We start from the raw sequence: 18,613 nt of genomic DNA, 5'->3' as shown, positions 1-18,613 counted from the left end.
GGTCGATTAGCGCCTGCGGTGGTGAGCTTGCAGTGTTGGTTGTATGGCGGCCCCAAACGGATTTCCAGTGGTCCATGGGCCTAGTCCGCAAGGCCGTGCTCGCGCGAAACGATGTGCGGATAGATGTACTGTGCCGCACGTTCGAGTTGGTGGGCGTCGTCGATCTCGGCCCACAGCAGATTGTCTACGAGCAGGCAGTCGACTGCGCGGTCGCAACCTGCGGCGACCAGCGCGTGCTCGTACTCGAGGCGCAGCGAATTACGGAAATGTGCTTCGGCGCTGGCCAGCATGCCCCGGTAGAGCGGTGCCGACACGCGCGTGATGCCGACCAGTTCGCCGATCACCGCCCCTCCGAGATCGGCGCGACGCTTGGATACATTAACCAGGCGGTTGCCGTCAGCCTCGACATATACCTCGTCACCGGATGCGCTGGTTCCGGAACATAGCAGCACGTCGGTGCCAGCATGCTCGAGCACGGCCGACAGCGCGCGTTGCTCGAAGGTCAGGTCCGATTCGAGCAGCAGGAAATCGCTGTCGGTTAGCAGGTCACGTGCGGCGTACAGCGAGTGCATGCTGCCGGATTCAGAAAACAGCGGATTGTGCACTCGTTCGATGCCGCTACCCAAGCGTGCTGCTAGGTCCCGGTAGTGCTCGTCGAGGTGACCGGTGACGATGATGATGCGGCTGATGCCGGCGCGCCGCAGGCGGATAATCGATTCCTCGACGATGGGTCGCTCGCCGAGACGGATGAAACCCTTCGGGATCTGCGTCCCGAGCGCCTCCAGCCGAGTGCCGCGGCCGGCCGCGAGAATGACCGCCGTATCGATCATGGCGCCGCTTCGGGGCCGGCGAGCAGTTCGCAACAGGCAGCCAGCAGGCGGTCTACGTCGGCATCTGTGATGGCGCCCATGCCGGCGATGCGGAAGACATCGGCGGCCAGCGGGCCTTGGCCGGCGTAGATGGTGAAACCGGCGCGTTTGAGCCCGTCGTGCACTGTCGCGTAGCGGTTGCCGAAGGGTAGCCTGAAGGATGTGAGCATCGAGGCATAGTCGGCCTCGGCGAGCAACAGTTCGGCTCCCAGCGTCGGCAGTTCGCGGCGTAGGCGTGACGAGATGGCCAGGTAGCGATGCCGCCGCGCCGGCTGGCCGCCGGCATCGGCGAACTCGCGCAAGGCTTCCTGCAGGGCGAAGAATCCTTGTACCGATTGAGTGAAGGGCGACCAGCCGGCCTGCTGTTCGCGGAACAGCGGGTACAGGTCTAGATAGAGCGAATCGGCGTGGTCAGCGCAGCCGGTGAGCAGGTCGCGGCGGGCGAGGACGAAGGCCGTGCCGGGGATTCCGTGCAGGCACTTGTTCGCCGCCGCAGCAACAGCGACCAGGTTCCACTCTGCGAAGCGCAGCTCCTCGGCGGCGAAGCTGCTGACTGCGTCGAGCAGCAGGTTGACGCCGTGCCGGCGGCAGATCGCGCCCAGGCTGTCGATGTCGTTGAGGCGGCCGGTCGTCGTCTCGTGCTGCACGCAGGCGACAAAGGCGATACCAGGATCGGCGACCAGAGCCTCGTCGATCCGTTGCAGCGGGATCGGGGACAGCCACGGCGAATCGATCAGCGCATGCGGGCGACGATGTCGTGCCAGCATCGTTGCCATTCGTTCGCCATAAACGCCGTTGGCGACCACCAGGCATCTCGCTGTCGGTGGCACGATGCTGTTCAGCATCGCCTCGACTGCAGCCGTGCCCGATCCGGTCAGCAGCACCGCCGTAAAGTCCGCTGCCGCTTCCGGGTAGACCCGTTCGATGCGGGCGCGGAGGTCGAGGCTGAGTTCGGCAAACTCGCTTTCACGATGGCAGAGGTCCTCGTGAAGTAGTGCGTTGCGCACGCGTTGCGACAGTGTAACCGGTCCAGGATTGAGCAGGATCATGGCCGGCCGCCTACGGCGAGCGTGGCGCGCAGGCGTGCTGCGACTTCCGCCGGCGCGACGCGCGGGCGCGGCAGGTCGGGCAGCGCGCCGGGAAGCACCGGTACTTGAACGAATCGCGGGCCGTCTGCCGTGCCGAGTTGCGCCAGCAGTTCGGCCGGAGTCGTCGCCACCCCGGCGTGGCGGTAGCCGCAAGCAGTAGCGATTGCAGCGAAGTCGATACCGGGCGCGGCGGTCGCCTGACCGCCTGTGGACTCGTGGATGCCGTTGTCGAAGACGACGTGCGTCAGTCGGGCCGGTGCCTCGCGGCCGACGGCGGCGAGCGCGCCGAGGCGCATCAGGGCGGCTCCATCTCCGTCGAGGACAATCACCCGACGCTGCGGCTGTGCGATCGCCAATCCGAGACCAAAGCTCGAAGCGCAGCCCATTGAACCGACCATGTAAAACTGATTGCAGCGGTCAGAGAGTGCGTAGAGTTCTCGGCCAGTGTAGCCGGTGGTGGCGATGATCAGATCGTCGGGGCCGGTACTTTGCTGGATGGCACGCAGAAATTCGTGCCGGCAGAAGAGCGCCGGGGCCGGCGGTCCACCGCTTCGCCCAGAAACCCGCACGGCTTTGAGTGGTGCCAGTGGTGGTGACGGCCAGGCCTCGACCGAATTCTTGCGCATGACTAGTGCGTAGGGTCGTGAACTCCGCCGGGAGTAGTCGTCGACCCGGTCGAGGCAGACTCCGATCGTACCGGCCTTGCTCGGGAAATATTCCCAGGGAATTTCCATGGTCTCGAGCATGCATGTGGTGATTGGGCCCATAAGCGCATGCTGTGGTTCGTCCGGGGGGCCACCGGGCTCGCCGCGCAGCGTGATGATAAGAAGGCTGGGGATGGCGAAGACGTGGTTGAGCGAGGTCAGCGGGCTGAGCGCATTGCCGAGGCCGGAATTCTGAAACATGGCGATCGCCCGGACGCCGCCCAGTTCAGCTCCAGCGGTGATGGCCACGGCGTCGCCCTCGTTGGCCGCTGAAACGTAGCGCACATCGTCGCGACCGATCACATGGTTGATGAAGGGTTGCAGGTAGGAGCACGGGACACCTGCCCAAAGACCGTAGCCGCGCCGCTGTGCAGCGTCGACGAAATCTGCAGCGTTTATCATCTAGAAGCCTCCGGCATAGACCAGATCCTCGACGCTGTCGATGTCGAGCCAGTTTCCGGTCGTGTAGAGCGCTCGCACCGGTTGACCACGCAGGATCAACTCGTGCAGAAGTGCCGGGAGTTTGGCATGACGATCGCGTTGCAAGATTTGCTCGGTAATTGCGCGGACTTCGGGGAGGCTGGACACGGAGATTTTCATGAAACCCATCCACTCGCCGTGAATCTCGTCTGCTGTGAGTTGCGGATCAATCTCGAGCAGATGAACTTCGCGGTTGTAGGCAGAGCGTGAGTATGGCAACGAGCAACGCGCGTAATCAGCCTTTCGGTGCCGATTGACACTTTCCTGCCAGTTGGTGTCGACAGCGACGGCGACCGGTACGTCGACATCGCGTAGCAGTTCGACAATATACTTCTTGAACAGCACGTCGCCGTAGCAAACGATCAACGGTGTATCGGCATCGACGCAGGCAAGGGCGAGGGCCAGCGAATAGATCTCGCCACTGTCAGCGTAGCGGTCGTTGTCGACGTAGTGCAACCCGGGCAGATTGATCGCTTTCTTGCAGTAGCCGCGCACGACATGGATGCGATTGATGCCGAGTGCATTGAATGTGGCGACGATGTGGCCGAGCAGCGGCTGGTTGCCGATCCGCAGCATCGTCTTCGGCAGCTTTGCGGTCAGTTCGCCGAGTTCCGCGCCGCGCGCGGCGGCGAGTACGACGGCCCCGGGCGCATGCCGGGCTTTCGGCAGGTAACGGTCCTCGGCTTCCTGCAGGGCAGCGGCACCTTGCAGCCGGAAAATCTCGCGCACCGGCGCGATGGAGTCTTCGACGGCGACCAGACTTTCGCTGGTGAACAACGCCCTCGCCGTCTGCTGCATCGCCCGGACGCTGGCACGGAGGGTTGGGTTGGCCCAGATGACGAGGGCGATGCCATGTTCGCGGAAGACTTCGCTCGGAGTGGCGTAGTAGGTCGTTGGCACGATGACCACCGGGCACCGTTCACCCCAGGCATCCTTGAATGCGAGAATCTCGTCGGGCGTGCGCAGCGCGCTGTGGATCAGGATCGCATCGGAACCGGCTGCGTGGTAGGCCTCGGCGCGGCGCAGGGCCTCGCCGAGGCCCCATCCGGCAATGAAGGCCTCGACACGGGCGACGATCGAGAAATTGTCGTTGAACTGGGCATCCTTGCCAGCCTTGATCTTACCGCAGAATTCGTCGATGTCGGCAAGCGGCTGGCGGTTGCCGTCAATGAAGCTGTTGGCCTTCGGAAAGATTTTGTCCTCAAGGCAGACGGCGGCAATGTCGCGTTGCTCCAGCTTACGGACCAAGCGCTGGACATTGTTGAAGTTACCATAGCCGGTATCACCATCAAGCATGATCGGCAGCGACGAGGCGTCGGCCATGAACTCGATGACGTCGAGCACCTGCGTCCAGCTCGCTTCGTTGTTGTCGCGCACGCCGAGCTGCGCCGAGATCGCCAGGCCGCTCGCCCAGATGCCCTTGAACCCTGCCTCTTCGACGATCTTCGCGCTGAGGCCGTTGTGTGCCTCGCAGATGAATTCCAATCGCGGCGATTCGAGCATTGAACGGAAGGCTGCAGCCTTGTCGATTCTATTCATGAGTAGGTTTACCAGGAGTCACGCGAGCTTGCGCCATCGGCAGGGTAGGTATACTTCCGAATTCGCTTTGCTGATGATATCGAATTTCGCTTCGCGACCGCCCACTTGGCCGCGGTCGACAATGGTGATCGACAGCGCTGCACGCACGTAATCGTCAGAAGGGATACCTAGCGCCCGCTGCCCCCATGCGCCGAGGTAATAGGTGCCAGGATAGACCATCAGCGGACCGGTGATGATTTCGAAGGCATGGCTTCCCTCGTCGAGGCCGACGATGTCGGCGAAACCGGAGGCGAAGTCATGAATCAGCGAGTCAGCTGAATTCGTCAGCAGCACGCCAAAGCGTGCCTCCGGTACCGGTTCGGAGCAGCGCAAGTGCAGACGAATGTGCATTTGTTCGCCCATCGCAAAGTTCGAGCAGGGTTCGCCGCTCATGTTCTTGACAGCAAGTTCGAGCAATTCGATGCAATGGCGCAAGCCACGCCGGCCGCTCTGCGGCTTGCGCAGGTCGATACGGGTCGCCATTGCGAATTGACCTCGGTGTAGGTCAACCGCCTGTTCCGGGCTGCCGTCGAAGCGTAGCCGACCGTCCTCGAGCAGTAGCGCACGGGTGCAGTAGGCATTGACGGCCTGCATGCTGTGACTGACGAACAGGGTCGTTACCCCGTTGGCCATCAGTTCGCGCATACGTGTGAGGCACTTGGCCTGGAAGTCGATGTCGCCCACCGATAGTGCCTCGTCGATAACCAGGATATCCGGCGCAACCTCGACCGAGACGGCGAAGGCGAGGCGGACGAACATGCCGCTAGAATACAATCTCACCGGTTGGTCGATGAACTCGCCGATGTCCGCAAAGGCAACGATATGGTCGAACCGTGACTCCATTTCGGGGCGTGAGAAGCCGGCGATTGCTCCTTGCAGGAAGACATTCTCGCGCCCGGTGAACTCCGGATGGAAGCCAGATCCGAGTTCGAGCAGCGCCGACACACGCCCGTGGGTGCGAACGCTTCCGACGGTCGCCTTGCGGATGCCGCAGATCAGTTGCAGCAGGGTACTCTTGCCCGACCCATTGCGACCTATGATGCCAACAGTCTCGCCGTGACCGACGTCGAAGCTGAGATCCTCAAGGGCGCGGTATTCCTTGCGTCGACCGATGCGGTCGCCGCTCAGACGTGACAGCAGTCCGTGCAGCGGGTGATCGTAGACCCGGTAAGTCTTGCTGAGGCCGCGTACCGAGATCACCGGTTCAGACGACATCAGCGAACTCCTCTCGGCAACGCATGAAGAAAGCGTAGCCAGCGACGGCAGCGACTACGCCGGCCAGCAGCGATGCGCACCAATGCGTCCAAACTGGCGATTCTCCTTGCAGCAGCGTTCTCCTCAGATCCTCAATCGCAAGCGCCAGAGGATTAACTCTATTCAGCGTGAGCAGGACGCCTGGCGCCGCGGTTGCCGGATAGAAAACCGGCAGCATAAACATCAGGAACTGCGCTAGTACCGGCATGCCGTGCGCCAGATCCCGGACGTAAGCACCGGCTGCAGCGATGAACCAGGCTGCGCCAAGCGTGAATAGCCAGACTGGCAGAAGAACGAGGGGCGCCATCAGCATTGATGCGCTGCTGTGGCCGGCGAGCAACGCAGTACCGGCAAGCAGCAACAGGTGAACGGCACAGTGGATCATCGCAGCCAGTACGGCGACCAGTGGCAAGATCTCGACTGGAAAAACGATTTTCTTGATGAAATTCTGGTTGGCGATGAGCAGGCGTGGGCTGCTGGTGATGACCTCAGAGAAGGGCGTGAACACCGCCAGTCCGCAGTAAATGAACAAAGCCATCTCCATGCCGTCGCGGCTTGATTCTGCCTCACTCCAGCGGCCGCCGAAGACACCGCCAAAGACCATCGTGAAGGCGAGTAGCAGTAACAACGGGTAAAGGAAGGACCAACCAACCCCGAGCAGCGAACCACGGTACTTGACTAGGACCTCGCGCTTGACCAATTGACCGATCAGGTAATGGTATCTGATGAGCCGGATGATTGCGAACTGGGGATTTGATGGGGCAGAAGTGTTGGACATGTGGGCGGTCAGCGGTTCGGCTACGGCTTGCTCGCCCTCGTGGGAAGATGCGCTGAGGCGTTCAGCCTGGGGCTGCAGGGATCTTTGGTGTTGCTCCGAAGCGACTGTTCTGACTTCGGGCAGATGATCACCTCGAACATGTTTCATTGTCGCACACTGACGTGCCTTGATCGGGTGGCGCATGTCTGCTGAGCGAAACGAAAGGTCCTTTCGAGTGCCGTGTCGAGATCGGTCCACATGTCGAGGCCGAGTTCGTTGCGGGCGCGCTGGATGTCGGGAACGTAACGTGCCGGGGGATTGCCGTCAGGCTCGCAGCGCCGTTTGACAGGGACCCCGCCGGCGATGTCGGCAACCCTGGCGGCAAGGGAGCCGATGCTGATCGCTTGATCGGAGCCAACATTGTATGGCCGCGCTGGAGGGGCATCGAGAAGAATCTTAAGTAGCCAGATCACCAGATCTCCGGCATAAAGATAGCTGCGTAGCGCGGTACCGTCGCCGCGTACTACGATTGGGCCAGCAGAGAGTGCATCACCGATGAAATTACCAGCGGCGAAATGCGCGTCGAGCGGCTGGAATGCTCCGACGAAGGCGAATCCGCGAGCAATCTTCACCGGCAGGCTGGAGGCGGCGGCGAGAAACTCCGCAGCGCGCTTGCCCTCGCCGTAGGCCGAATCAGCGCTGTGTGGACAGGGCGCGCCGCCATAGTCCTCGCTGACATGAGTGAGTTCCGAGGGTTGGCGGCCATAAACGGCGCCTGAACTGGTCAGCAGCATTGCGCACGTTCCTGCCTGGTCGGCGAGTTCGAGCACTCGCCGGGTGCCGGCGACAATGGTATCAAACATTTTCAGCGGGCGTGCGCGGTTGAGTTGTTCGCTGGCCGCAGTAGCGGCGTGGATGATCAGCGGGTAGCCGCCAGGGGGCAGGGCGAAGTCACGTACATCGCCGCGCCACCAGTCGAGAGCCGCGTATTGGGACAGTGCCGGTGCTCGGGCGGCAAAGGCTTCAGGGGAACGACTCAGCACGGTAATGCGCAGCCCTAACCGCAAGCGATCGTCAGCGTGAGTCAGTGCTTCCAGCAACCAGCGGCCGAAAAATCCTGTGCCGCCAGTAACGAACAGCCGTTCGCCAGCCATGCGCCGGAATAGGGACTCACCACGATCGAGGATGGCGTCGAGATCTGCAACGAGCAGATGCCCATTGTAACACCCCGGAGTATTCACAACCCGACCCCCATGAATTCGCCAATCCGTTTGGTGACGAATTCAAGCATTTCTTCCGTCAGCCCCGGCCACAGTCCAATCCAGAAGGTATCGTTCATGACCCTGTCAGTCTCGGTCAAGGTTCCTGCGACGCGGAAGCTGCGTCCGGCCATATACGGCTGCCGGGTCACGTTGCCGGCGAAGAGCAAGCGTGTGCCGATGCGGTATTGATCAAGATAGGCGAGCAGGTCTACCCGCGTGCACCTGGCTTTCGGCTTGAGCGTCAGCGGAAAACCGAACCAGGACGGGTCGCTGTCGGGCGTCGCTTCGGGTAGAACCAAGAACTCGGAGCAATCGCCAAGGCGCTGGATCAGGTACGCATAGTTCCTTTTTCTCGCGGCGATGAAGTGCGATAACTGGTCCATCTGCGCGAGTGCGCATGCGGCTTGCATGTCAGTGATCTTGAGGTTGTAGCCGAGCTGCGAGTAGGTGTACTTGTGGTCATAGCCGAAGGGCAGGTCGCCGTGCTGCTGGGCGAAGCGCTTGCCGCAGGTGTTGTCGCAGCCGGTGGCGCAATAGCAGTCACGTCCCCAGTCGCGCAGCGATTCGAGAATTTTCTTCAGTTGCGGGTTGCGCGTAAAAACTGCGCCGCCCTCGCCCATGGTGATATGGTGCGCGGGGTAGAAGCTCAACGTCCCGATGTCGCCAAAAGTTCCCACCAGGTAGCCATCATGGCTTGATCCAAGCGCATCACAGCAGTCTTCGATCAGCCAGAGCCCATGCTTTTTGGCAATCCGGCAGACCTCGCGCAGGTTGAAGGGGTTGCCCAGCGTGTGAGCGAGCATGATCGCTCTTGTCCGGGTGGAGATGGCGCTTTCGATCTGGCCGACATCAATGTTGTAGGTCGGCAGCGTGACGTCGACAAAGACCGGCACACAGCCATTCTGCAGGATCGGATTGATGGTAGTCGGAAAGCCTGCCGCGACCGTGATGACTTCGTCGCCCGGTTTGATGGCGCGGTCACCCAGGCTCGGCGCGGTGAGCGCACTGAAGGCCAGCAGGTTGGCAGAGGAGCCCGAGTTGGTGGTAAGTACGTGTTCAACGTTCAGGAAACGCCCGAGCCGTTGTTCGAATTCGTCGTTGAAGCGCCCGCTGGTCAGCCAGCCATCCAGTGCAGCATCGACCATGTGGCGGATCTCGCTGCCGCCAATCACCTTGCCAGCGGCCGGGATCGCGCTGATGCCGGGGCGAAAGGCCGGCGCCGACTGCGCCTCACAGGCATGGCGCTCGACGAGTTCGAGGATCTGTCGTCGTAATTCGTCAGTGCTCATGTCACGAACGGGTTTCCTGAGTCATGGGAATATTCCCGGCAACATTCCCGGCAATAGCGGTCGATTTGTCGTCTGGAAATGGTGTCGATATCTGCGCCGCTCAAGTGTGCGCGGTACCAGTCGACGGTCATCCGCAGGGTCGTATCGAGCGACCAGCGCGGCTGCCAGCGCAGCGCCGAGATCGCTTTCGAGGCGTCGAGCCGGAGGCAGTGTGCTTCCTGTGGATGAGAGGCCTGATCGCTGACCCAGGCCGCTTCCTCCCCCCAGAGGCCGGCCAGCTTGTCGATGACCTGTTCGACGCGGTGTTGGTCGGGCGGACCGAAGTTCCAGGCTCCGGCGAAAGCCGTTCCCTTTTTGCATAGTTGCTCGGCCAGCAGCAGATATCCGGCCAGTGGCTCAAGGACATGCTGCCATGGGCGGATCGCCTGGGGATGACGCACTGGTAACGGACGCTGGTCCACAAAGGCGCGGATGGCGTCCGGGATCAATCGGTCCGGCGACCAGTCGCCACCGCCGATGGCATTGCCTGCGCGCGCCGTCGCCACGGCGGCACCGTGTCCGGCAGGGTCGGCCGGCTTGAAAAAGGAAGCGCGATACGCGGCGGTGACGAGTTCGACGCAGCCCTTGCTGCTGCTGTACGGATCGCATCCGCCGAGCGGGTCGCTTTCGCGATGGGCCTCGCCTTCACGGTTTTCGTAACACTTGTCGCTGCTGACGACGACGACCGCCTGTACTCCGGGCGTCTGGCGAACGGCTTCGAGCAGATGGACCGTGCCCATGACATTGCTGGAATAGGTTTCGGCCGGGTCAGCATAGGAGGGGAGGACCCAGGCTTGTGCTGCGAGATGGAAGACGACTTGCGGCGGGTGGTCGGTGAAGGCCCGGCGCAGCCGTTCAGAATCCCGGATGTCGGCGAAAATGGACACCATCTGCCTGGCGAAGCCAGCGATTTCGAACAGGTTGGGTTGCGTACCCGGTGGCAGCGCATAACCGACCACTCTGGCACCCATGGATTGCAGCCACATGGCAAGCCAGCTCCCCTTGAAACCGGTATGGCCGGTAAGCAGGACGCGCCGGTCTTTCCAGAAGGCAGGCTGGATCACCAGTTCTTCCATGGAGCAGTCCCCGAGGCCCAGAGTTCTTCGAGATGATTCCTGTCCCGCAGCGTATCCATTCCCTGCCAGAAGCCATCATGTCGCCACACGGCGAGCTGGCCGGTCTGCGACAGACGTTCGACCGGCCCGGCTTCCCACAGGCACGAATCTCCATCGATCAGTTCGAGAACGCTGGGGTGGAGAACGAAGAATCCGCCGTTGATCTCTCCGCCATCCCCCGCCGGTTTTTCCCGGAAGGCAAGAACGCGATCGCCAGCAATCTCGAGTGCGCCAAAACGACCGGGCGGGGTCACTGCAGTGACGGTCGCGCGGACTCCCTGCCGGCGATGGAAGTCGATCGCTCCGCTGATGTTGATGTTGCCCACGCCATCGCCGTAGGTGAAGCAGAAGAGTTCCTCGTTTTCGACATGCGCGCGCACGCGTCGCAGGCGCCCACCCGTCTGCGTGGCATCGCCGGTGTCGATCAGCGTGACCCGCCAGGGCTCGGCGTGTCGCTGGTGGACTTCCATCCGGTTGGTCGCCATGTCGAAGGTGACATCCGACATGTGCAGAAAGTAATTCGCGAAATACTCCTTGATGACATAGCCGCGGTAGCCCAGGCAGATCACGAAGTCGTTGATCCCGTGACTGGCATAGATTTTCATGATGTGCCAGAGGATGGGCTTGCCGCCGATTTCAACCATCGGTTTTGGCCGGACGATGGTTTCTTCCGCCAGCCGGGTGCCCGCACCGCCAGCAAGAATCACTGCCTTCATCCGCGCCTGGACTGCGTCAGCAGAAACCCCGGACCGGTCAGGCCAGTGCGGACAGGATCGTGCGGGTAGGGTGTGTGTGGCATGCAACGAAGAATAACGCGATCTACCGCAGCGTGCCAGCGGGAACTCAACGGATGCTCCCCGTCACTCTGGCAGTAGCCGCACTACAATGTCGACTTCACCGAGAGCCTTGATAGGGAGGAGGCGCAGGCATGCAGCTGACACGTTCCCGCCTGGCCGGCTTGTTCCTGGCCCTGCTTGCCCTGTTTGCCGGCCTCTGGTGGCTATCCTGGCACGACGATACGCTGGCGCGCGCGCGCACCGACGCTGGCCTGCGCATCGGCTATGCGGTGGAACCACCTTACGCCTTTCTAACGGCCGACGGTGAGGTCACCGGCGAAGCACCGGAAATCGTTCGCCATGTCGCCGCACAACTGGGAATCAAGCACATCGAATGGCGGCAAGTGGAGTTCGGCAAGCTGATCGACGCACTCGAGGCCGGTCAGATCGACGTCATCGCGGCGGGCATGTTCATCACCCCAGAGCGCGAGGAACGGGTGCGCTTCTCGGTACCTACCCTGCAGGTTCATCCCGGTTTGCTGGTGGCCCGCGGCAATCCCAAGCGGATTTCGTCCTACCGCGAGGCGGCCGCACGCGACGACGTCTTCATTGCCGTGCTGGCCGGCGCGGTGGAAGAGCGGATTCTTCGGCAACTGGGAGCACCGGACGAACGCCTGGTGGTGGTTCCGGATGCACCAACCGGCCGCCAGGCGATCGAGACCGGACTGGCCGATGCCTTGCTGCTGTCCGAACCCACCGTGCGCTGGATGGCACACCAGGCGGAGCTGGGACAGACCGAAAGCGTCGAGACCAGTTTCCAGGCCGGTGAAGCCGAAGCCTATGGGCGTCCCGCTTTCGCGTTCCGATCGGATGACCAAGGCCTGTGGGAAGTCTGGAATGTTGCCTTGCAGGCCTATTTGCACAGTCCCGAGCACACCGCCCTGCTGGCCCGTCTGGGCCTGGCTCCGGAGCCGAAGCGCGAGCGGGTGCCGCAGGGAGCGACGCCCAAATGAACGACGCCATGTGCCTGCCCATGCAAGATGGCCCTCGCCGCTCGGGTGGCCGGATCGTCGCCGCCATTCTGCTGGGGCTGTGCATCATCGCCTTGTTGAGCTGGCTGCACTATGAGCAACGCCGGGCCCTGCAGCAGGCGACCCGGCACGTTCAGGAACTCCGGCAAGCCCAGGTCGAGCTGGCGAAAGGTTTCCTGCAGATCAGTCTCGCCGGAACGTCCGGTTCTTCCTTCAGCCAGCACACCGGGCTGGCTTTGTTGCAACAGTCCGTGCTCTCGTTCGAACGATCGCTGGATCAGCTTGGCGTCCTGGATGGCGTCGAAGCCGAGGCCTTCCGGCGTAGCGCCGAGGCCTTTCGTGCCCGCCTGGCGGCCTGGCGGCAGGCCCCTGCGACCGATCAGCGTGGCCTGGTGGCGCTGCGCATCGCCTTTGCCGATCTCGAGCGGCGGACAGATCGGGTCGATCATGCCGCACGGCGCTACATCGAAACCCTGAACGCCCACAACGAACAGACCTATACGTTCAGCCTGCTGGGATCGGTCCTGTCTCTGTGTCTGATCGTCGGGATCATCCTCAAGATCACCGGCGATGAACGCCGCTCTCTGAAAGAACGGCAAAAAGCCCTGGAGTTGCTGGCCGCCATCGCCGAATCCACCGAAGACGCCATCTTCGCCAAGGACAACGAGGGCCGTTATCTGCTGTTCAACCGGGCCGCCAGTCGTTTCGTCGGCAAGTCTGCCGAGACGATGCTGGGTCGCGACGACCGTGATCTATTCCCGGCCGAACAGGCGGAAATGCTCATGCAGGTCGGTCGGCAGGTGATGCGGCAGGAAAGGATTCTGACCCAGGAAGAGGCGCTCGACACCGCGGTTGGCGCCAGGGTTTTCCTCGCAACCAAGGGGCCTCTGCGGGATGGCGAAGGGCGGGTGATCGGCATTTTCGGCATCTCCCGCGACATCACCGAACAGAAGCTCGCGGAGCGGGAGATCGAGCGTCAGGTGCTCCGCCTCAAGGCGGCCGAAGAAGCCTTGCGCGAACTCAACGCGACGCTGGAAATGCGCGTCGCTGAACGTACTGCCGAACTCGCTGCGCTCAACCAGTCGCTGGAGAGTTTTGTCTATTCCACGTCGCACGACCTGAAGGCACCGCTGCGCGGTATCGAGGGTTACAGCCGGCTGCTCGCGGAAGATTACGGCGACCGCCTGAACGACGAGGGGCGCCTGTTCATCGCCAATATCTGCAACGGGATTGCGCGCATGCACGAGCTGATCGACGATCTGCTGACCTACTCGCGCATGGAGCGGTGCAAGCTGGAGAGAACGCACGTGGATCTGCCGAGCCTGGTGGCTGGCGTGCTGGCTGAACGCCGCGAGGAGATCACCGCGCGTGCCGTCGCCGTCGTCCAGGCGGTTCCTCCCCTGGCCGTTTGCGCTGACGTTGAGGGGCTGCAACTGGTGTTGCGCAACCTGATCGAGAATGCACTCAAGTTCAGTCTCGAAGGGTCGGCGCCGCGCATCGAGATCGGCGCGCGCCAGGATGAAAAGACGGTGACGCTGTGGATCAGCGACAGCGGTATCGGCTTCGATATGAAGTACCATGAGCGAATATTCGAGATCTTCCAGCGTCTGCACCGACTGGAAGACTATCCCGGTACGGGCATCGGCCTGGCGCTGGTCAAGAAAGCCATGCAACGCATGGGTGGCCGGGTCTGGGCGGAAAGCGTGCCGGGGCAGGGGGCAAGCTTCTACGTGCAATTGCCCAAGTGAAGGAGAATGACATGATCCTTGAGCGGCCACTGCGCAGCTCTGCGAGGCGCAAATGATGAGCTCCTTCGCATGCCACCCACCGATCCTGCTCGTCGAAGACAGTCCGGTCGATGTAGACCTCAGCATGCGTGCCTTTTCCCGCCGCAAACTCGTCAATCCCGTGCTGGTGGCGCGGGACGGCGAGGAGGCACTGGCCTGGATTCCGCGCTGGGAAGCCGGCGAGTTGAAGCCGGCGGTGATCCTGCTCGACCTCAAGCTGCCGCGTGTCGATGGCCTTACGGTATTGCGCGAGCTGAAAATCCATCCTGGCCTGCAGCGCATCCCGGTGGTCATCCTGACCACTTCGAAAGAAGACCGCGACATCAATGGTGCGTATGACCTTGGTGCCAATTCCTACATCGTCAAACCGGTCGATTTCGAGAAGTTCATGCACGTGGCCCAGCAGATCGAGCTGTACTGGTGCGTGACCAACGAACTGCCGAGGTAAGTGCGATGCGGGTGCTCTACATCGAGGACTGCGCCAGCGACGTCGACCTGGTCCGGCGTGCGCTCGCCAGATCGGCGCCGGAATTCGAGATCGAGGTGGCGCCGACGCTCAGCGAGGGGGTTGCCAGGCTGACCAGTGGCGCGCCGTTCGACCTGCTGCTCGCCGATCTTTCGCTGCCCGATGGCTCTGGCCTGGAGGCGCTGTCCTGGGTTCGCGAACGCGAGCTGCCGCTGGCCGTGGTCATCCTCACCGGCTCGGGCGACCCGCAGGCGGCCGTGCGCGCACTCAAGGCCGGGGCCGACGATTATCTGGTCAAGCGCGACGACTACCGGAAGCGTCTGCCGCGCACCCTGGCGACCGCACTGACCCGCTTCCGCGACGGCGTCAGGCGCCGCAGTCACCGGCTGCGCGTGCTCTACGTCGAACACGCCCGCTTCGACGTGGACCTGCTGCGCCGTCATCTCGTCCAGCACGCACCCCATATCCAGCTGAGCGCGCTGGGCAACGCCGAGGAAGCGCTGTCGCAACTGCCGTGCAGCGCCGCCGAGGCGGCCGAGTGGGACGTGCTGCTGATCGACTACCGCTTGCCCGGCATGGACGGTCTCGAACTGACCAATGTGCTGCGCGCAGAACGCGGCCTGTCCATCCCGATTGTCCTGGTCACCGGCCAGGGCAGCGAGGATGTTGCCGCCAGCGCCCTGCATCTTGGGGCGGACGATTGCCTGGCCAAGCACGCGGGCTATCTGCACGAACTCGTCGCCACCATTGAAAGGGTCGAGCGCCAGGCGGCGCTGGCGCGCGAAAGCGCGCGCCTGCACGACACCAGTCAGCGTCTCTCGCACCTGCTCGAGACCAGCCCGACGATCCTCTACAGTCTGCGGGTCGAGGCCGGGACGCAGCGACTGGTATGGGTCAGCGACAACATCACTCGCCTGTTGGGGTACCCGCCGGCAGAGGCCCTGGCTCCGCAGTGGTGGTACTCCCATCTCTATCCCGATGATCGCCTGGCGGCGCTGGCCGGGCACGCGCTGTTGTCTGCCCGAGACCACCATGTCCATGACTACCGGTTCTTCAACGGCGCCGGCGAGGTGATCTGGCTGCGCGACGAACTACGCCTGCTGCGCGACACCCAGGGCCGCCCGCAGGAAGTCGTCGGCGCCTGGCTCGATGTCAGCGAGCAGAAGCTGGCTGAGGCGGTGCAACTGGCACGCAACGCGGTGCTCGACCAGATCCTGGCCAATCGGCCGTTGCCGGACATCCTGCACGACATTGCTCGCCGCCTGGAAGCGATTGCAGCGGCGATGCGCGTCTCGATCCTGTTGCTCGATGCGCGCGACGGCCGCCTGTACAACGCTGCGGCGCCAAGCCTGCCGGCCTTCTTCAATGCGGCGGTGGACGGACTGGAAGCCGCCGAGGGGAATGGCTCCTGCGGCACGGCGGCCTGCCTGGGCGAGCCAGTGATCGTCGCCGACATCGACCGCCACCCGTATTGGGCGGCATATCTGGAGTTGACCCGGCGTGCCGGCGTGCACGCCTGCTGGTCGCTGCCCTTCAAGGATGAAACCGGACGCGTGCTGGGAACCTTCGGCATCTATTATGCCGCACCGCGCGAACCGTCTTCCGCCGAACTCGGGCTGATCGAGGAGTTCGCCCGCATCACCAGCCTGGCAGTGCAAAAGGTGCGTGCCAGCAATTCCTTGCGGCAATCCGCAGCAGTTTTCGAAAACACCCGTGACGGCGTGTTGATCACCGACCTGACCCCACGCATCGTTGCCGTCAATCGTGCCTTCAGTGAGATCACCGGTTACGCCGAGGCCGAGGTGCTGGACCGCAATCCCTCGCTAATGAAGTCCGGCCACCACGAGCGCGCCTTCTATCAATCGCTGTGGGCGAGTCTGCGCCAGACCGGCCACTGGCAGGGCGAACTCTGGAACCGGCGCAAGAATGGCGAAATCTACCCGCAATGGCTGACCATCAGCAGCGTTCGCGATGCCCAGGGAGAAGCCGCCAACTATGTCGGCGTGTTCACCGACATCAGCCAGATCAAGAAATCGCAGGATCGCCTCGAGCATCTGGCCCATTACGATCCGCTCACTGATCTGCCCAACCGCCTGCTCGCGCAATCGCGCCTGCAGCATGCGATCGAACGCGCCGCGCGGCACGGCTACCGTGTCGCCGCCCTGTATATCGATCTCGACCGCTTCAAGACGGTCAACGACAGTCTGGGTCATCCCGTCGGTGACGAATTGCTTGCCGCCCTGGCGCAACGACTGTGTATGCGCCTGCGCGACGAAGACACGCTGGCGCGTCTGGGTGGCGACGAGTTTCTGCTGGTGCTGGAACAGGTGCTCCTCCCGGAACATGCCGCGGGCGTGGCACAATCGGTGATCGAACTGCTCGCCGAGCCTTTCAAACTGTCCGTGGGCCAGGAGGTGTTCGTCGGATCGAGCATCGGGATCAGCCTGTTCCCGGATGACGCCACCTCGGTGACGGAGCTGATCCAGCACGCCGACACGGCCTTGTATCAGGCCAAGGAATCCGGCCGCAGTGCCTACAGCTTCTACACACCGGCGCTGACCCTGGTGGCCAATCAGCGACTCGCCATGGAGGTCCGCCTGCGCCGGGCGCTGAACCAGGGCCAATTCGAGTTGCATTTCCAGCCCCAGATCGATCTTGCCAGCAGCGCCCTGATCGGCTGCGAAGCGCTGGTACGCTGGCGGGACCCCGAACAGGGCCTGGTTTCACCGGCCAGCTTCATTCCGCTGGCGGAGGAGACCGGCCTCATCGTGCCGCTCGGTGAATGGGTGCTGCGGCAGGCCTGCCGCCAGGCCCGCGCCTGGTGCGACGCCGGCCTGCCCGCGCTGGTGATGGCGGTCAACCTGTCGGTTCGCCAGATGAAGCAGACGGAACTGCCAGCGCGTGTGGCGATGATCCTCCAGGAAAGCGGTTTGCCGGCCGCGCAACTGACGCTGGAGCTGACCGAAAGCATGATCATGGAACAGGGGGAGCAGGCGCTGGCGATGATGCATGCCCTGAAGTCGCTGGGACTGGGCCTGTCGATCGATGATTTCGGTACCGGCTACTCGTCGCTGGCCTACCTGAAACGTTTCCCGATCGACGAACTGAAAATCGACAGGAGCTTCGTCCGCGACATTCCCGACGACCCGGACGACATGCAGATTGCCAGCGCCATCATCGGCATGGCGCGCGGCCTCAACCTCCGGGTTCTCGCCGAAGGCGTGGAAACCGCGGCGCAGCGGGATTTTCTGCTGGCGCAGGGTTGCCACGCCTATCAAGGCTTTCTCTGCAGTCGACCGGTGCCGGCAGCGCAGTTCGCCGAGCTGGCAAGCAGGCAGCAAGCGGCTCATCGACAGGCTTTTTCAGCCGCACACCCGTGAGAGAAGACCTGCCTGATGAAGCCGTGCGCATCACCGGCGTCATTCTCGCGGGCGGGCGCGGTCGCCGCATGGGCGGCGTGGACAAGGGACTGCAGGAACTGCGCGGGCGGCCGCTGCTGGCCTGGGTCATCGAGCGCTTTGGTCCGCAGGTCGACGAACTGCTGATCAACACCAATCAGAACGGCGATCGCTACGCCGTTTTCGGCCACCGCGTCCTTTCCGACCAGATCCCCGGTTTCGCTGGTCCGCTGGCCGGTGTGCACGCCGCGCTGATGGCGGCGACGCACTCGCTGTTGGCCACCGCTCCCTGCGACGCACCGTTCCTGCCGGACGATCTGGTTCTTCGCCTGCTGCAGGCCCTGACCGCGAGCGGCGCCAATCTCGCCGTCGCCCGCACCCTCGACCAGCCGCAACCGGTATTCTGCCTGTGCCGGCGTGATGTCCTGCCGTCGTTGAGCGAATACCTGGAAAGCGGTGGGCGCCGCGTCGATCGCTGGCACGCGAAGCTGCAGGTGGTCGAGGTGGCTTTTGATGACCAGGCCGAGGCTTTCGAGAACATCAACAGCCGCGAGGAACTGGATCGCGTCGAGGGGTCTGGTGCCGGATAGTCCGCGTGTCGGCGTGCCGTGAACATCATTCCAGGCACCTGCGCCTCCGGCAATTTACCTGCGCGATGGGTGCCTGCCCCGGACTGGGTCGGGGCAGGGCTGCGGCGCTAGCGGAGTAGTGACAAAGGGT

Annotated in this window: 15 protein-coding genes; 5 read left to right on the top strand and 10 right to left on the bottom strand. The window is 63.1% G+C overall.

Going from position 1 to position 18,613, the window contains the following annotated elements; all coding sequences use genetic code 11:
• Positions 1 to 80: 80 nt before the first annotated feature.
• The 10 genes from V5B59_RS12605 to rfbF form a co-directional block, all read right to left on the bottom strand.
• Positions 81 to 830, bottom strand: coding sequence for an NTP transferase domain-containing protein (locus V5B59_RS12605; RefSeq protein ID WP_034908750.1), 750 nt, complete (start codon positions 828 to 830; stop codon positions 81 to 83).
• A complete protein-coding gene (locus V5B59_RS12600; RefSeq protein ID WP_034908748.1) occupies positions 827 to 1,918 on the bottom strand; it encodes a 2-aminoethylphosphonate aminotransferase in 1,092 nt (363 codons plus the stop codon). The genes V5B59_RS12605 and V5B59_RS12600 overlap by 4 nt, the downstream gene beginning before the upstream one ends.
• Positions 1,915 to 3,063, bottom strand: a complete 1,149-nt coding sequence (gene aepY, locus V5B59_RS12595; protein ID WP_034908746.1) for a phosphonopyruvate decarboxylase — start codon at positions 3,061 to 3,063, stop codon at positions 1,915 to 1,917. Before aepY ends, V5B59_RS12600 begins: the two co-directional genes overlap by 4 nt.
• Positions 3,064 to 4,680 (bottom strand): phosphoenolpyruvate mutase, encoded by a 1,617-nt coding sequence (gene aepX / locus V5B59_RS12590; RefSeq protein WP_169069282.1) that lies wholly within the window; start codon positions 4,678 to 4,680, stop codon positions 3,064 to 3,066.
• A gap of 18 nt (positions 4,681 to 4,698) precedes the next feature.
• On the bottom strand, positions 4,699 to 5,934 hold the full coding sequence (locus V5B59_RS12585) for an ABC transporter ATP-binding protein (protein WP_308240043.1): 1,236 nt from the start codon (positions 5,932 to 5,934) through the stop codon (positions 4,699 to 4,701).
• Positions 5,924 to 6,751 (bottom strand): ABC transporter permease, encoded by an 828-nt coding sequence (locus tag V5B59_RS12580; protein WP_034908783.1) that lies wholly within the window; start codon positions 6,749 to 6,751, stop codon positions 5,924 to 5,926. Before V5B59_RS12580 ends, V5B59_RS12585 begins: the two co-directional genes overlap by 11 nt.
• A 143-nt stretch (positions 6,752 to 6,894) precedes the next feature.
• Positions 6,895 to 7,971, bottom strand: a complete 1,077-nt coding sequence (locus V5B59_RS12575; RefSeq protein ID WP_308240042.1) for an NAD-dependent epimerase/dehydratase family protein — start codon at positions 7,969 to 7,971, stop codon at positions 6,895 to 6,897.
• Positions 7,968 to 9,281, bottom strand: coding sequence for a lipopolysaccharide biosynthesis protein RfbH (gene rfbH / locus V5B59_RS12570; protein ID WP_034908743.1), 1,314 nt, complete (start codon positions 9,279 to 9,281; stop codon positions 7,968 to 7,970). The genes V5B59_RS12575 and rfbH overlap by 4 nt, the downstream gene beginning before the upstream one ends.
• Positions 9,278 to 10,396, bottom strand: a complete 1,119-nt coding sequence (gene rfbG / locus V5B59_RS12565; RefSeq protein ID WP_211203283.1) for a CDP-glucose 4,6-dehydratase — start codon at positions 10,394 to 10,396, stop codon at positions 9,278 to 9,280. The genes rfbH and rfbG overlap by 4 nt, the downstream gene beginning before the upstream one ends.
• Positions 10,381 to 11,151 (bottom strand): glucose-1-phosphate cytidylyltransferase, encoded by a 771-nt coding sequence (gene rfbF, locus V5B59_RS12560; protein WP_169069281.1) that lies wholly within the window; start codon positions 11,149 to 11,151, stop codon positions 10,381 to 10,383. The genes rfbG and rfbF overlap by 16 nt, the downstream gene beginning before the upstream one ends.
• A gap of 212 nt (positions 11,152 to 11,363) precedes the next feature.
• On the opposite strand from rfbF, the gene V5B59_RS12555 reads away from it, so the two are divergent.
• The 5 genes from V5B59_RS12555 to mobA are packed head-to-tail and all read left to right on the top strand — an operon-like array spanning position 11,364 to position 18,483.
• Entirely contained in the window at positions 11,364 to 12,224 is an 861-nt protein-coding gene (locus tag V5B59_RS12555) for a transporter substrate-binding domain-containing protein (protein ID WP_169069280.1), read from the top strand.
• Positions 12,221 to 13,990, top strand: a complete 1,770-nt coding sequence (locus tag V5B59_RS12550) for a sensor histidine kinase (RefSeq protein WP_211203282.1) — start codon at positions 12,221 to 12,223, stop codon at positions 13,988 to 13,990. The genes V5B59_RS12555 and V5B59_RS12550 overlap by 4 nt, the downstream gene beginning before the upstream one ends.
• Positions 13,991 to 14,045: 55 nt before the next feature.
• Positions 14,046 to 14,477: a response regulator gene (locus V5B59_RS12545; protein WP_169069326.1), complete on the top strand. Its 432-nt coding sequence runs from the start codon at positions 14,046 to 14,048 to the stop codon at positions 14,475 to 14,477.
• 5 nt (positions 14,478 to 14,482) lie between these two features.
• Positions 14,483 to 17,875 (top strand): EAL domain-containing protein, encoded by a 3,393-nt coding sequence (locus V5B59_RS12540; RefSeq protein ID WP_169069325.1) that lies wholly within the window; start codon positions 14,483 to 14,485, stop codon positions 17,873 to 17,875.
• Positions 17,872 to 18,483 carry a molybdenum cofactor guanylyltransferase MobA gene (gene mobA / locus V5B59_RS12535; protein ID WP_169069278.1) on the top strand — a complete coding sequence of 204 codons (612 nt, stop codon included), beginning with the start codon at positions 17,872 to 17,874 and terminating at the stop codon, positions 18,481 to 18,483. The genes V5B59_RS12540 and mobA overlap by 4 nt, the downstream gene beginning before the upstream one ends.
• The last annotated feature ends 130 nt before the right edge of the window (positions 18,484 to 18,613 follow it).

It is taken from the genome of Candidatus Accumulibacter contiguus (assembly GCF_036625285.1).
Classification (GTDB): Bacteria; Pseudomonadota; Gammaproteobacteria; order Burkholderiales; family Rhodocyclaceae; genus Accumulibacter; species Accumulibacter contiguus.
This window is presented reverse-complemented; position numbering and strand designations above follow the sequence as displayed.

Bases quoted from the DNA above. Each gene is read 5' to 3' on its own strand.
- V5B59_RS12605 (WP_034908750.1), bottom strand. From the start codon at position 830: ATGATCGATACGGCGGTCATTCTCGCGGCCGGCCGCGGCACTCGGCTG.
- V5B59_RS12600 (WP_034908748.1), bottom strand. From the start codon at position 1,918: ATGATCCTGCTCAATCCTGGACCGGTTACACTGTCGCAACGCGTGCGC.
- aepY (WP_034908746.1), bottom strand. From the start codon at position 3,063: ATGATAAACGCTGCAGATTTCGTCGACGCTGCACAGCGGCGCGGCTAC.
- aepX (WP_169069282.1), bottom strand. From the start codon at position 4,680: ATGAATAGAATCGACAAGGCTGCAGCCTTCCGTTCAATGCTCGAATCG.
- V5B59_RS12585 (WP_308240043.1), bottom strand. From the start codon at position 5,934: ATGTCGTCTGAACCGGTGATCTCGGTACGCGGCCTCAGCAAGACTTAC.
- V5B59_RS12580 (WP_034908783.1), bottom strand. From the start codon at position 6,751: ATGTCCAACACTTCTGCCCCATCAAATCCCCAGTTCGCAATCATCCGG.
- rfbH (WP_034908743.1), bottom strand. From the start codon at position 9,281: ATGAGCACTGACGAATTACGACGACAGATCCTCGAACTCGTCGAGCGC.
- rfbG (WP_211203283.1), bottom strand. From the start codon at position 10,396: ATGGAAGAACTGGTGATCCAGCCTGCCTTCTGGAAAGACCGGCGCGTC.
- rfbF (WP_169069281.1), bottom strand. From the start codon at position 11,151: ATGAAGGCAGTGATTCTTGCTGGCGGTGCGGGCACCCGGCTGGCGGAA.
- V5B59_RS12555 (WP_169069280.1), top strand. From the start codon at position 11,364: ATGCAGCTGACACGTTCCCGCCTGGCCGGCTTGTTCCTGGCCCTGCTT.
- V5B59_RS12550 (WP_211203282.1), top strand. From the start codon at position 12,221: ATGAACGACGCCATGTGCCTGCCCATGCAAGATGGCCCTCGCCGCTCG.
- V5B59_RS12545 (WP_169069326.1), top strand. From the start codon at position 14,046: ATGAGCTCCTTCGCATGCCACCCACCGATCCTGCTCGTCGAAGACAGT.
- V5B59_RS12540 (WP_169069325.1), top strand. From the start codon at position 14,483: ATGCGGGTGCTCTACATCGAGGACTGCGCCAGCGACGTCGACCTGGTC.